13 protein-coding genes are annotated in these 13,027 nt (G+C 55.3%); 9 read left to right on the plus strand and 4 right to left on the minus strand.

All coding sequences use genetic code 11. The annotated features are described in order from the left end of the window. Window positions 1-219: 219 nt before the first annotated feature. Window positions 220-2,196 (plus strand): S8 family serine peptidase, encoded by a 1,977-nt coding sequence (locus tag FH039_RS10440; protein WP_139681271.1) that lies wholly within the window; start codon window positions 220-222, stop codon window positions 2,194-2,196. Window positions 2,197-2,234: 38 nt separating this feature from the next. Continuing rightward, window positions 2,235-4,013 (plus strand): hypothetical protein, encoded by a 1,779-nt coding sequence (locus FH039_RS10445; protein ID WP_240703221.1) that lies wholly within the window; start codon window positions 2,235-2,237, stop codon window positions 4,011-4,013. Here FH039_RS10445 and FH039_RS10450 read toward each other — a convergent pair. After that, window positions 4,002-4,685, minus strand: a complete 684-nt coding sequence (locus FH039_RS10450) for a nucleotidyltransferase domain-containing protein (RefSeq protein ID WP_139681272.1) — start codon at window positions 4,683-4,685, stop codon at window positions 4,002-4,004. The genes FH039_RS10445 and FH039_RS10450 overlap by 12 nt on opposite strands. Then, window positions 4,682-5,737, minus strand: coding sequence for a N(4)-bis(aminopropyl)spermidine synthase (gene bpsA, locus FH039_RS10455; RefSeq protein WP_139681273.1), 1,056 nt, complete (start codon window positions 5,735-5,737; stop codon window positions 4,682-4,684). Before bpsA ends, FH039_RS10450 begins: the two co-directional genes overlap by 4 nt. A 109-nt stretch (window positions 5,738-5,846) precedes the next feature. Between bpsA and FH039_RS10460 the strand changes: the two genes are divergently transcribed. From FH039_RS10460 to FH039_RS10470, 3 genes are all read left to right on the plus strand, one after another. Beyond that, window positions 5,847-6,587: an ATPase gene (locus tag FH039_RS10460; RefSeq protein ID WP_139681274.1), complete on the plus strand. Its 741-nt coding sequence runs from the start codon at window positions 5,847-5,849 to the stop codon at window positions 6,585-6,587. Between the two features lie 63 nt (window positions 6,588-6,650). After that, the gene (locus FH039_RS10465) at window positions 6,651-7,184 is read left to right on the plus strand and encodes a metal-sulfur cluster assembly factor (protein ID WP_139681275.1); all 534 of its coding nucleotides are present in this window, start codon (window positions 6,651-6,653) and stop codon (window positions 7,182-7,184) included. A 132-nt stretch (window positions 7,185-7,316) separates the two neighbouring features. Continuing rightward, window positions 7,317-7,520 (plus strand): ferredoxin, encoded by a 204-nt coding sequence (locus FH039_RS10470; protein WP_055430304.1) that lies wholly within the window; start codon window positions 7,317-7,319, stop codon window positions 7,518-7,520. 88 nt (window positions 7,521-7,608) lie between these two features. Here FH039_RS10470 and FH039_RS10475 read toward each other — a convergent pair whose 3' ends face one another. Further along, the gene (locus tag FH039_RS10475) at window positions 7,609-8,781 is read right to left on the minus strand and encodes a nicotinate phosphoribosyltransferase (protein ID WP_139681276.1); all 1,173 of its coding nucleotides are present in this window, start codon (window positions 8,779-8,781) and stop codon (window positions 7,609-7,611) included. Window positions 8,782-8,869: 88 nt separating this feature from the next. Between FH039_RS10475 and FH039_RS10480 the strand changes: the two genes are divergently transcribed. Further along, window positions 8,870-9,667, plus strand: a complete 798-nt coding sequence (locus FH039_RS10480) for an SDR family NAD(P)-dependent oxidoreductase (RefSeq protein WP_139681277.1) — start codon at window positions 8,870-8,872, stop codon at window positions 9,665-9,667. Here the strand turns inward: FH039_RS10480 and FH039_RS10485 are convergent. Continuing rightward, window positions 9,659-10,558 carry an MBL fold metallo-hydrolase gene (locus FH039_RS10485; RefSeq protein WP_139681278.1) on the minus strand — a complete coding sequence of 300 codons (900 nt, stop codon included), beginning with the start codon at window positions 10,556-10,558 and terminating at the stop codon, window positions 9,659-9,661. The two genes, FH039_RS10480 and FH039_RS10485, sit on opposite strands and share 9 nt — an antisense overlap. 63 nt (window positions 10,559-10,621) lie before the next feature. Here FH039_RS10485 and FH039_RS10490 point away from each other — a divergent pair, with 63 nt between their 5' ends. From FH039_RS10490 to FH039_RS10500, 3 genes are all read left to right on the plus strand, one after another. Continuing rightward, the gene (locus FH039_RS10490) at window positions 10,622-11,578 is read left to right on the plus strand and encodes a hypothetical protein (protein ID WP_139681279.1); all 957 of its coding nucleotides are present in this window, start codon (window positions 10,622-10,624) and stop codon (window positions 11,576-11,578) included. A 369-nt stretch (window positions 11,579-11,947) separates the two neighbouring features. Then, window positions 11,948-12,316: a DUF302 domain-containing protein gene (locus FH039_RS10495; protein ID WP_139681280.1), complete on the plus strand. Its 369-nt coding sequence runs from the start codon at window positions 11,948-11,950 to the stop codon at window positions 12,314-12,316. A 244-nt stretch (window positions 12,317-12,560) separates the two neighbouring features. Then, window positions 12,561-13,025 carry a hypothetical protein gene (locus FH039_RS10500; protein WP_139681281.1) on the plus strand — a complete coding sequence of 155 codons (465 nt, stop codon included), beginning with the start codon at window positions 12,561-12,563 and terminating at the stop codon, window positions 13,023-13,025. Window positions 13,026-13,027 lie beyond the last annotated feature (2 nt).

The raw sequence follows: 13,027 nt of genomic DNA on the forward strand, positions 1-13,027 counted from the left end.
ATATTGTCTCCGCCGTTAGTGATCTGCTGGACGTAATCAGCGATTCTCCAATTATTCCGAACATCATGTTTGGAAATTTTGACAAATCAGGTTAAAAACATGTACATTATCTCAATGTACTAGTACTAAAGGTATACTGTTGCACAACATTTTTAACCTCTGACCGGTTCATTTCTAAGATGGCCCATATAGTAGGGCCATGTACATGGAGGTGCTACAATGAAGAGATGGAATGTATTGTTGGTTGCCCTGGTACTCGTCGGAATGATGGCGGGCGCTGTTGCAGCCGTGCCGGCCAAGCCAGCGGTTGCCCCGCAGGTCCAGAAGAACTACGGTTTACTGACCCCGGGATTGTTCAAGAAAGTTCAGAGAATGGACTGGAACCAGGAAGTCAGCACCGTCATGATGTTCAACAGCCCGGCCGACAGGGACAGGGCCCTCAGGGTCCTCAAGGCCATGGGTGCTGAAATTAAGTACACCTACAAGATTATCCCGGCAGTTGCCGTCAAGATGAAGGTCAGAGACCTGCTCATGATCGCAGGTATGATAGACGCCGGCTTCTTTGGCAACACCAAGGTTTCTGGAATAAAGTTCATTCAGGAGGACTACAAGGTTCAGGTCAACGTTGAAACCGAGGGTCTCGACGAGTCCGCTGCCCAGGTTATGGCCACCAACATGTGGAACCTCGGCTACGATGGCTCGGGAATAACAATCGCGGTAATCGACACAGGTATAGACGCTTCACATCCCGATCTCCAGGGCAAGGTGATCGGCTGGAAGGACTACGTGAATGACCGTTCGAGCCCCTACGACGACAACGGCCACGGAACCCACGTCGCTTCCATTGCAGCGGGAACCGGAGCGGCCAGCAACGGCCAGTACAAGGGAATGGCTCCCGGAGCAAAGCTCGTTGGAGTGAAGGTCCTCAACGCAGACGGTTCGGGAAGCATCTCCGACATCATAGCCGGTGTGGACTGGGCGGTCCAGAACAAGGACAAGTACGGAATAAGGGTCATCAACCTCTCCCTCGGCTCGAGCCAGAGCTCCGACGGTACCGACTCCCTCAGCCAGGCAGTGAACAACGCCTGGGACGCTGGAATAGTCGTTTGTGTCGCCGCTGGAAACAGCGGCCCCGACAAGTACACCGTCGGTTCCCCGGCCGCGGCCAGCAAGGTCATCACCGTCGGCGCCGTCGATAAGTACGACGTCATAACCGACTTCTCAAGCAGAGGACCAACCGCCGACAACAGGCTCAAGCCCGAGGTCGTCGCTCCGGGCAACTGGATCATAGCCGCCCGCGCCAGCGGAACCCAGCTCACCGACGTTACCATCGGTGACTACTACGTCGCCGCCCCCGGAACTTCGATGGCAACCCCGCACGTCGCTGGAATCTCCGCCCTCATACTCCAGGCCCACCCAAGCTGGACCCCCGACCAGGTTAAGACCGCCCTCATAGAAACCGCCGACATAGTCAAGCCCGACGAGATAGCGGACATAGCATACGGTGCCGGTAGGGTGAACGCCTACAAGGCATCCAACTACGATGGCTACGCCAAGCTCGTCTTCACAGGCTACGTCGCCGACAAGGGAAGCGCCACGCACTCCTTCGACATCAACGGAGCTTCATTCGTTACCGCCACCCTCTACTGGGACAACGGCGGAAGCGATATTGACCTCTACCTCTATGACCCCAACGGCAACCAGGTTGATTACTCCTACACCGCCTACTACGGCTTCGAGAAGGTCGGCTACTACAACCCGACCGCCGGAACCTGGACGCTCAAGGTCGTCAGCTACAGCGGTGCGGCAAACTACCAGGTCGATGTGGTCAGCGATGGCTCCCTCAGCGAATCCAGCGGTGGTGGAGGCGGTGGAAGCGAGCCGACGGTTGACGAACAGACCTTCACCGGCTACGTCCACGACTACTACGACAGGAGCGACAGCTTCAAGATGACCGTTAACAGCGGAGCCACCAAGATAACCGGTGACCTCGTCTTCGATACCAGCGCCCACGACCTCGACCTCTACCTCTACGATCCGAACGGCAACCTCGTTGACCGCTCCGAGAGCTACAACAGCAACGAACACGTCGAGTACAGCAACCCCGCCCCGGGTGACTGGACGTTCCTCGTCTACGCCTACAACACCTACGGCTGGGCCTCCTACACCCTCTACGGAAAGGTCTACTACGGGTGAACCCTTTTAACTCCCCCTTTTCTTTCGTTTCTGGGGTGGTGGAAGTGAGAAACCTGCTTGCAATAACCCTGCTCACGCTCATGCTTTTATCGGCTGTGCCGGTTCATGCCGAAAAGTCTCAAATCAGTCCCTACGTCTACGAGCCGACCGTTCCGGACACGGCCTTTGCAGTTCTGGCCCTTTATCGGGCCGGGGACTACGGAAAGGTTCTGGAAGGCTGCGAATGGCTTATGCAGATAAGGACGCCCTTCGACTCGTGGGGCTTCGCCAACGGGGAGGAGCACGAGGCCAAGTACACTGCCATGGCGATGCTCGCTTTGATGAGGGGTGAGAACATAGCGGGGGGAAGGTACAGCCCAACCCTCAACGGCGCCGCCTACTGGCTGATATACAAGCAGAACCCGGACGGCTCTTGGAACGACTACACCGACACAGCACTCGCTTTGATAGCCCTCAGGGAGTTCGTTAACGGGGGCTACATCAACGAGAGCCTTACGGGCTTCGAAAAGGGGGTGGAAGAAGCCATGAACCGCGCCCGGGGCTGGCTGATGGGAACCGAACCGAAGATCGATACGGAGAGGATATTTGGCTACATGGCGCTCGGTGAAAAGGAGAAGCTCAGGGAGATGGAAGTGAAGGGCGAGCTGAGAGCCTACCGCGCCTTTGCCCTCGCGTACCTCGGTGAAAAAGTGGAACTTGGAGATGACTTTAATTCGACCGTCGCTCTCGCTATGGCCCTCTACGCGACGGGAGATGAGAAATATCGCGAGGAACTGCTCAAGAGGGAGCACTTCGGCTTCTGGGGCGTTCTGCACTACCGCGTCCTCGACCTGCTGAGCGTTTCCAAAGTGGGGGGCTTTGAGAACCTCCGCCCCATAGCCTGCCCGTACCTCTCCAGGATACACCCCACGGACGACTGGGAGAAGGTCATTCTCGCCGATTACTACCTCCTCTGCAACGAAACCCCCGAACTGCCCTCCAACCTATCCGCCCTGCTCCCGTGGCAGGTGGCCGAGCTGGCGAGAGTTAAGGCCCTGATGGGTGAGGATTACAGCGGGGAGGTGAGCTACCTCCTCTCGACCGGAAAGAACGGCGTCTGGAGGGACTTCTACAACACCGAGTACGTTGTGGAGGTCTTCAGGTTCCTCAACGTGAGCCACGACTACTCGCTCTCGCTCGACTACCTCAGCAGGAACCTGACATGGATGCTCGAAACCACAGATTCAGAAACCGGAAACCCGGTTTACTACAACGTTCCGACTTACTACCTTGCCCACGCGGTCATAGTTTTCAGCGAGTTCGAGATGGAGAAGGAGCTAAACGAGACCCTGGGCCTGCTTGCGGAGAGGCAGTACGACAACGGGGCCTTCCCCTACACCCAGGGCTCGGTAGCCGGAATAACATCAACGGCGAGGATTGCTTGGGCGCTCCAGAGGGCCGGACTTGAAGACACGGAAATCCACGTCAAAGCGGTCTCGTTCCTAAGGAATCTGCTCTACGCTGAAATCCCCTCCCCGGAGGTAGCTGGTGAGACCGCCAGCCTGGCTAACGCCACCTTCCTGCTCGTGAGGGACGGTTCCTACATCGGCAACGCAACGGGGAAGGCAACTATTACCGGTCTGGACGGCTACGTGGTGATATATCCAGCCGAGAGCCCGCTCTCCATAACTGCCTACGAGGTCAACGGCTTCGCGGCGGTAAAATCCGATGGAAGGAACGAGGAAGCGGCATACGTTTACATCGGAGTCGGGGCCCTTTTGGTGGCTCTTGCCCTCGTTATCGTGCGGAGGGGAAGGAGAAAGGAATCACAAAGGTGAGTTTCGTTTTTTCTTAAGTTCTTCCACCCTGGAGGTTATGAAGTCCCTCAAAAACTCCCCGCTGAACTCGGTTCTCCTTCCGTCGAGGTAGGCCAGGTAGATTTGGAGTGCCCCCTCATCGCCGAGTTCCTGGAGGGTTCTCAGAACGTCATCCTTCGCAAGGGTGGAACCGTTCAGGAAGGCCATCAGCCTTGCCGTCTCGCCGGCCAAGATGTGGAGCATCTTTCTGTTCTCCGAGAAGCGCTCGAGATTCCTCAGAATGCCCTCCAACCTGCCGGGGAGGAGCTCGTCCAGAGGGTACTCCGGGATCATCCCCACAACATCTTCCCCGATCACAACGACGTGATTTTCTCTAAAATCCCGCTGGTAAATCGTGAGGAACTTGTAGGGATAGCCGAGATTGAGCGGGTCGCGGAGGTTCGAGAGCCATTCCCAGGCGATGTCAACCTCCACCGGATTGAGGAACGATGAGCACTCCTCGAGAATCGGCTTTATCTCCCTGAGAACGGACTCCGGGTCTGCCCCATCATCAAGGACCGCAAAGAAGTCCACGTCGCTCGTCCCCGGGACGAAGTCGCCCCTAACGAGGGAACCGTACAGAATGAGGGAATGGAGGCCGGAAACCCGGCCGAGTTTCTTTCGTATGCAATCCGCGAGCCTTTCGGCCCTCATGTGGTCGAGGCCTCTTCGTCGTTGTAGAGCTCGTCGCCAAGCTCTATCTTCTCCTCGAAGCCCTTCGAGCCCTCGAGGGTCTGTATCCTGAACATGTAGCTCTTGTACCAGTTGTAGGACGGCCTGACCTTTACCGGAAGGAGCTTCCAGGCCCTGGTTTCCTCCTCGTAGCCCCAGTTCACGTACTCGTTGAAGTTCCTGATGATGTCGGTGATGACAACCCCGAACTCGTTGAGGAGAACCCTCTGGATTTCCCTCCACTTGTCGAGGGAGCTCTCGCGCCTCGTTATTCCGAAGTAGCCGGCGCAGCCGGGCCCCTTGAGCGTCGCTATTCCCCTGCCGACGAAGGCCCTTATGGCATCAACGGTTTCGGGCGGGTCGGTGATGAAGGTGTCGAACTTGTGGAGCGCGTAGTCGGGGAGCGGCTCGCGGAGGTCAAAGGTGAACATCTCGATGTTCTCGTAGCCGAGCTCGTCGGCGGTCTTCTCGATGAACTTCACGAGGCGCTCGTCTATGTCGAGGACGGCAATCCTCTTGGGAAGGCCGCTGAGCATGAGGGCTATGCTCGTGAGGTCGTCGTCGCCGAGGACGAACACCTCTTTGTTCTCAAGGTCCCCGCGGGTGTGCATGAGGGCTATCCTTGCCACGGTCGTCTCGGGGGTAACATAGGCCTGGTCGAAGTCGTGTTTGGGCTGTGGGCGGTCTTTGACTATCTCCTTGAACTGCTCGAGGAGGTCGCTGAACGCTGAAAGCTCAACCGTCTTGCCCTCGCAGTGGGAGCAGGTGTAGTCCTTCCTCGCGCCTATTCCATACTTCTCCACCAGCTTCCTGCCGCTCTGGGTGAGGACAACGCTCGGGCCGTCGAAGGCAACGTAACCCATCTCGTGAAGGGCCGTGATGACGGCAACGACGAGCGGGAGCGGCTCCTCGCTGAGGTCAACGATTCTCCAGACGTCCCCACTTGCCTGGATGGCACTCAGAACGTTCTCGACGGTTCTCTCGTAAACGGGGATGCTCGTCTTCTCCCTAACCTTCTCCACTATCTCCCTCATCGCAAGCACCTCCAGAAGCATTTTAGGTTCGTGAGCGGGGTTAGGGTGGGCCTCTTTTAAGGTTTTTCCCGGCGGCAAGTTTAATAAGTGGCCCGCTTAGTGGGCTTCGATGATAGGGCCAGTGAAAGACGACTTCGTCAAGTGCTACCGTCTCGAGTACAACCTCGAGGCCCTGGAGAGGGTTAGAGGAGAAATCGGTGAAGAAGCCTACTCCCGCCTGAAAGCCCTGGTGGAGTACCGCCTCCACGGGAAGGAGTTTGACCGCTCACCTATCGACGTCAAGATAGCCCTTGCCTTTTCTGCCGGTTCGGACAGCACGGCGGCTCTTAAAATACTCCGCTGGGCGGGCTTTGAGGTGGTGCCCGTAACAGTTCGGCTTCCCCAGATGAATGAGGCGGTCGTCGAGAGGGCCCGCTCCTTTGGGGCGGTCTTCGTCGAGGTTCCCGGATACCTTGAGGTCATCAGCGCCCAGATGGAGAAGGGCGCGCCCATATGCGGCAAGTGCCACTCGATGGTGATGAGAGCCGTGGAGGAGTACGCGAAGGAAAGCGGGATAAAAATCCTCGCCAGCGGGGACCTGCTCAGCTCGGGACTGATATCGATCTACGAAACCGGCGAACTCGTGACCCTGAACCTCCCCGCCTTCCTCGCCCTTGATAAGGGGGAGATAATCGAGCTGATAGGGGGAAAGTACGATCTCAAGTTCGGCTGTCCCCTGCTCTGGGAGACGTTCAAGAGGGCACCGGGCGTAAAGCGCTTTGCAATACAGCGTGTTCTCCGCGAGCTGAGGGCCAGGGCGATAACGCCAGAGATAGCCGAAGCTCTGATACTCGACGTCCTCGCCCGCTGATTCCACAATTCTGACCCAAAAGGTTTAAATCTGTCATTCTGAATCCCACCCAGGTGGTGAGTAATGGTCACGAAAGAGGAAGTCGAAAAGGTCGTTAATGAGGTAGTCGATGAGAAGTTCGTCAAATCCATCGAGGTGAACGAGAAAGGTGACGTCACCGTTACGCTCGCGAAGGACACCCCAGACATAGACAACGTCCTCATAAAACTCCACTCGGAGCTCGGGAAGCTCGAGGGGATCGGTCTGATAACCATCAACCGCGAACGCGAGGTTCAGGAGGGCGGCGAAAGCGTCGAGCTGACGGAGGAGATCATACTCGAGAAACTCAAAGAGGTCATAGACCCCGAGATAGGAATCGACGTGGTGAACCTGGGCCTCATATACGAGCTCAAGATAAACCAAGACAACACGGTCTACGTCAAGATGACGATGACCACTCCGGGCTGTCCGCTCACGATGTGGATTCTGAGGGCGGTTGAGGACAAGATACTTGAGATACCTGGCGTCAAGGACGCCGAAATCGAGCTTACCTTCGACCCGCCCTGGACGCCCGACAGAATCAGTCCGGAGTACAAGAAGAGGCTTGGACTTTACTGACCCATTCTGTCAATTTTTGTTCATCAACGGGCGGTTTGCTCCCTTTTTCTACGTATTTTCGTCCCTCAGCGTCCGTTCCTCCGACGAAAAGTTTATATTCGCCTGGGTTCATCTAACTCCGGTGATGTTCCCATGGCTTGGAAGGTTAGGGTTGACCAGGACGTTTGTATCGGAGATGCCATCTGTGCCAGCCTCTGCCCGGACGTCTTCGAGATGAACGACGAGGGCAAGAGCGTTCCGGTCGTCGAGGTTATCGAGGACGAGAACCTCTACAACTGCGCCGTTGAGGCCGCCGAGGCCTGCCCGGTCAGCTGCATCTACATCGAGGAGGCCTGAAGCCTCTTCTTTTTCCCTTCATGAACGCCGCTTTTCTGAAAAGTTCCGGAAGCTCTGGAAGATAGAAGTTTGAAAGATAGAAGAGAGGTCACTCCAGGCCAAGTCCGAACTTCTCCGCCTGCTCGAGCACGTAGTCCCTTATCTCCCTGGCCTTTGGCAGTTCAGCCACTATCTCCCCGTTCTCGATGAGCGGCTTGAGGAGGGGTTCAACCTTCGCCCCGCAGACCGGGCAGCGTTCGAGCTTCTTCTCAGCCGGAACGCGGTGGTAGTGGCCGTTCTCACAGCGGTATATCTGCTTCCTTCCGCTGAGTTTGCCGCGCTTTGTTATCGGCTTCCCCTCGATCTCAACTATGTCGAGGGAAAAATCTACTGGCTTGGCGCTGGCTATCGAGCCTCCAACGCCGAAGGCATCCGCCAGATCAACTATCTCCCTTATGCTTTCCTCGTCCAAACCGCCGCTCACGAAGATTTTGACGTGCTCATAGCCCCTCAGGTCGAGCTCCCAGCGAACCTCCTCGATTATTCTCCTGAAGTTGCCCCTCCTCGAGCTCGGTGTGTCGAGTCTAACTGCCGTCAACCTCTCGCCTAAAGTCTCAGCCGCCATCAAAGCCTCGAACTTCTCGTCGCAGAGCGTATCAACCAAAGCCGTCCTCGGAACCTCGGACTCAACGACCTCGTCGAAGTACTCCCAGGCCTTAACCTGGTCGCCGACAACGAGAATGAGCGCGTGGGGCATCGTGCCGACGGGCTTTTCACCCATCATCTCCGCTCCAAGAACGCCGCTGACGCCGTCGCAGCCGCCTATGAAGGCCGAGCGATCTATCATCGGCGCTATTGCAGGATGCATGTGCCTTATTCCGAAGGAATAGACTGGCTTGAAGTTCGCCGCTATCTTCGTCCTGAGTGCGGCGGTGGCTATGCCGCTCGCCTGGCTGAGCATTCCAAGCAGAGCGGTCTCGTAGATTCCAAACTCCTTGTAGTAGCCCTCGATCTGAAGAACGGGCTCGTAGGGGTGGAATATGGTTCCCTCTGGCATCGCGTAGACGTTAACTGGCAGCCCCTCAAGGAGCTTTGCGACCTCTTCAATTCCCGCTAAGACTCCCCACTTCCAGCCCTTTGGAAGGGAAGTCGTCGTCACGTCGGCGAAAACCTTCCTGTGGATGCCCTTCTCGACGAGTATCTTCTTCGTTCTGATGAAGTAAACATCAGTGGTCTTTCCAGCTTTGATATCGTCCTCATGGGCGATGTAGAAGTCCCTCATTTCTCCTCACCTGATGGGAAGTTCTCGCCATACGATTTAAGGCTTTCCGGGGAAATGTTTATTGGGAGTAAGGTCAAAACTACAAACCATGAGCGGGCCGAGACCTATCTCCGAACTCCTCTCCCTGAAGGGGAGGAAAGCCCTTATTACTGGCGCGGCTTCGGGAATAGGCCGCGCGACTGCACTTCGCTTCGCCGAGGCCGGAGCGAACCTGGAGCTCGTGGATATAGACGAGTTCGGCCTGAAGGAGACCAAAGCTCTGGCTGAAGAGTTCGGCGTTGAGGTTGGCATTCACCGCGTTGACCTCTCAAAGAAAATTGAGGTGGACGCGCTCTGGGAGGCCCTGAAGGGCGGGGAGCCTGATATCCTGGTGAACAACGCCGGCGTCTACTGGTTCAAGGACTTCACGGAGGTCGATGAAGGGTTCTACGAGAGGGTAATGGCGATAAACCTCGACTCCGTCTTCTGGATGTGCCAGCACTTCGTCCGGGCAAGGAAGGAGAGAGGAGGCGTGATAATCAACGTGAGCTCGATAGAGGCTTTTCTTCCGTTCGCTAAGGGCCTCGCCCACTACGACGCGGCAAAGCTCGGCGTGGTTGCTCTCACCAGGGCGATAGCGAGGGACTACGGCAAGAAGATCAGGGCAAACGTCGTTGTTCCCGGGGGCATAGAGACCGAGGGAGTAAAGAAGCTCAAGAGAGAGGCCATAATGAAGCTTGACGTGGAGAAGATAAGCATCTCCTTCAACTTCAACGCACGCCTTCCGATGGGGCGCTTTGGAGAGCCGGACGAAGTAGCGAGGGTCATGCTCTTCCTGGCGAGCGATCTAGCCAGCTACGTCAACGGGGCGGTTATTCCAGTTGATGGCGGCTTCCTCTCAACCTAACCTGAAGGGCAGCTGGACGCTTTCCCCGCTTTCCATTTTGTGAAGTTCCCTCCTGTATGCTTCGAGCGGTCTGTCCTCAACTTTCAGAAAGCCTGCGAAGGTCTTGGGCCTCTTCTCAAGCTCATCGAAGAACCTCGGATAGTTCCTGTCCCTGACGATGTGGTGGTCGAGTATTACCTCCGCTCCCGTCTCGCGGATTATCTCGTTGAGGTTTTTAATCCCCGTCTCCCAGCTTCCCTCGGCGCGCTTACCCAAATAAGTCGGCGGCCCGCCGGTTATGAGCAAATCTGGAACCTTCTCAATTATCCACTCAACGGCCTTTCTGTTGAGGAGCTGGATGTCGCTCGCGTGTATTAAGCGGAAGCCGTCGTCGATCATAACCATTACCACGAAGCCGAGCTTCGAGCCCTCGCTCCCGTGCGGCACTGCAGGGGAGAACTCCAGCGTAACGCCGCCGAGGTCAAAGGTTCTGCCGTCTGCGAACTCTATCTTCTTCGCTATCGGCTCCGCGTTTTTCAAAAATGCCCAGGCGCGCTTCCTCTGGCTGAAGTTGATGTTCTCCCTCGGGTGCTTTATTAGGAGGAGCTTTCCCTCGTATATCTCCCTCGCAAAGGCTTCGCTGGAGCTCTCGTAGAGGCCCTCAAAGAATGGCGTGTGGTGGTCGTAGTGGTAGTGGGAGATAGTTACAACGTCGGTCCTCTTGGCGTAGCCCCGGAGCTTGCGGCGCATCCTATGGAGTGCCTCTATCTCGGCCTTCGCCGGTGGAAGGCCGTAACGCTTAGGCCCGAGGGCGACACCCGGGTCGATGAGGATTTTTACCTCTCCAGCTTCCACGAACGTTGCCAGGCTCCTCACGCCGAGGCTTTCGGAGGCGAGTGGGATGATCCTCATGTTACCACCGAGTTTCCCCTCGACATAAACATTAAAATCCCTTTGGGACAAACTATTTTTGCAATGGGAGTGTACCGCGCAGCTGCAGTTCCCATAATAATCCTCTTCCTCACAGTTAGCCTTGTGGGACACAACACGGGGAGGTTAAGGGAGATTCCAATAGTCGGAGAACCCTGGGATGGCTTGACAACGGGGATGATAAACGCCGTTTACGAGACAATCGGGATCTACCTCGGGATGGTCGGTACCGTTGATGAGAGCGTCTCCTCAAAACTCCCATTCTATAGCTCAGATAAATACATTGCACGAGTCCACAACTCCTCCTACGTTTATCCCTACTGGAGTTATACGGCATTCCCTCGTGAGAAACTGCCGGAGATTCTAAAATCAAAAGCCGTTCAGGATTTTGTGAACTCAGTTATAACGGAGGCCCAGAGCAGGTTGGATGGAAAAGATATTCCCCCGGATCAGTTTCTTCCCTACCTCCGTGGAACAGCTTATGAAGCGATGGTTGAGAGGGTAAAGTACTGCGCTGGAGGCCCCACAAAGGATCCGAGGTATGTTGTGACCCGTTGTGGGGACTGCGACGATTGGCACGTGGTTGCCTATGCCATAATCTCGAAGATCAACGAGGAACATGGAATAAATGCGGATTACTTTTTGGCAGTAACTTTGGATCATGCGTTTTTGGTTGTCTACTACCCAGATGAAAAGAAGTGGGAGATCTACGACTGGTTTCCACCGATAGGATACCTTGACGCAAAAACGAGTAAAGGGGAGGTCAAGGAATACATAGAACTGAACAGATGGTACTGCACCCAGTATCTTGGAGTGGAGAAACAGAAATGCGTAGTGAAGATACGAAGGTTCTCCAAGTATTCATCACTCTCGGCATTCTATGCCCGCAATGGTGCGGGCGGTATACGATACCTCTTTGAGTTCCCTGAGCTTAGGTACGTATCTCCCGACGATCTACTTGCCTTGGATGGGAACCCCATAATAAAGCATCTAAACCCGTAGAAAACCTTAGCGTCCTCTCCCAAAGGGCCCGAAAACCTTCAGTATAGCTGGACTTTTCTTTAAGAGTTTTGGGATGATATAAATCCAGCTGTTTATCAAATATTTTTGGAGTCCCTGCTGTGTCATGCCCCCGTTCGAGATAACTAAAACCTCCGTACATCTTGTTTCATTTTCGAACCCAACAAACGGGATTGCTCGGCCCCATTTTGTTAAATTGTGTCAAGTAAAAAATCCTTTACTGGTGTAAGACAAATACCTTACACGTAAATTTTATAAAGTCCGAAATCCCGATTTTTCTCTGCCGTTTGGCCGTTTACTCAATCCACAGCCTTTCCACAAACCAAAAAGGGTTAGTGGAGGGTGTATCAGATGATTGAGGCAAAGTTGGTGTTTAACGGAACCTTCGATGAGGCTGAGGCTAAGGTCAAGGAAGTTCTCCCGCAGGCCGGCTTCGCCGTCGTCTGGGAGCAGGACTTCACGGCTGTCGTGAAGAACAAGCTGGGCATTGATATGCCGAAGTACAAGACCCTCGGCCTCTGCAACGCTAAGATCTTTTACGACCTCTGGAAGAGGAACGAGGAAATTGGAATGGTTGCCCCCTGCCACCTGCTCCTGTACGAAGATGACGGTAAGGTTCACGCGAAGATGGCCGTGCCCGAGGAGTTCTGGGACGAGGAGGTTCTGGCGGAGCCCTTCAACAGAGTTGTGGAACTCCTCAAGGAGATTGGCTTCAACTGACTTGTCTCTTTTTCTCCCCCACCTCCCATAATTTTAAAGTTGCAACAAAGTTCGGTGGAGGCGATGTAATGTTTCTTTGCGGAACTTGAGCTTATCTGAGATTTTAATGCGTTACTCCTGCTGGAAACGCAAAGTTTTTAAACACTCGTGTATAGTACTGTACTGAAATGTGCACGCCACCAGTGATGAGTGTCATCCCTCCTGATGCCAAGATGATGACATTATCCCCACCTGAGGTGGTTTCATGCTTGGATTCTTCAGAAAAAAGAAGAAGGAAACCCACGGCCCGCTCGTATATCTGAGCGAGCCGACCATACTCTACCACACCCACACAGAGCGGGCTATCCTGGAGATACTCGAGGAGAAGCTCGACTCCAACAACTTTGTAATCCCCTCCGACTACGGCCTCAGAACCACCGACCACCTGATTCCCGAGGCGGAGATATTCGTGGCGATAGCCATAGTCGGCAAGTTCACCTCCCTCGTCGTCAGGGAGATTGAGATAGCCAGGGAGTACGGAAAGAAAATCTACACCCTCGATGTGGCCAGAAAGGACGACGAGATACTCTACCTCTTCGAGGAGGGGATTCCGGAGAGGATCGAGTGGCTGACGCCGGAGGAAACCCAGAGCCTCTACGCGGCCTTCCGCGGCGAGGACTTCTCGGGCTTCATGAAGTTCTTCTTCGGCGACAGGAAGAGGCAGTGGTAAGG

This window comes from Thermococcus indicus, from assembly GCF_006274605.1.
GTDB lineage: Archaea > Methanobacteriota_B > Thermococci > Thermococcales > Thermococcaceae > Thermococcus > Thermococcus indicus.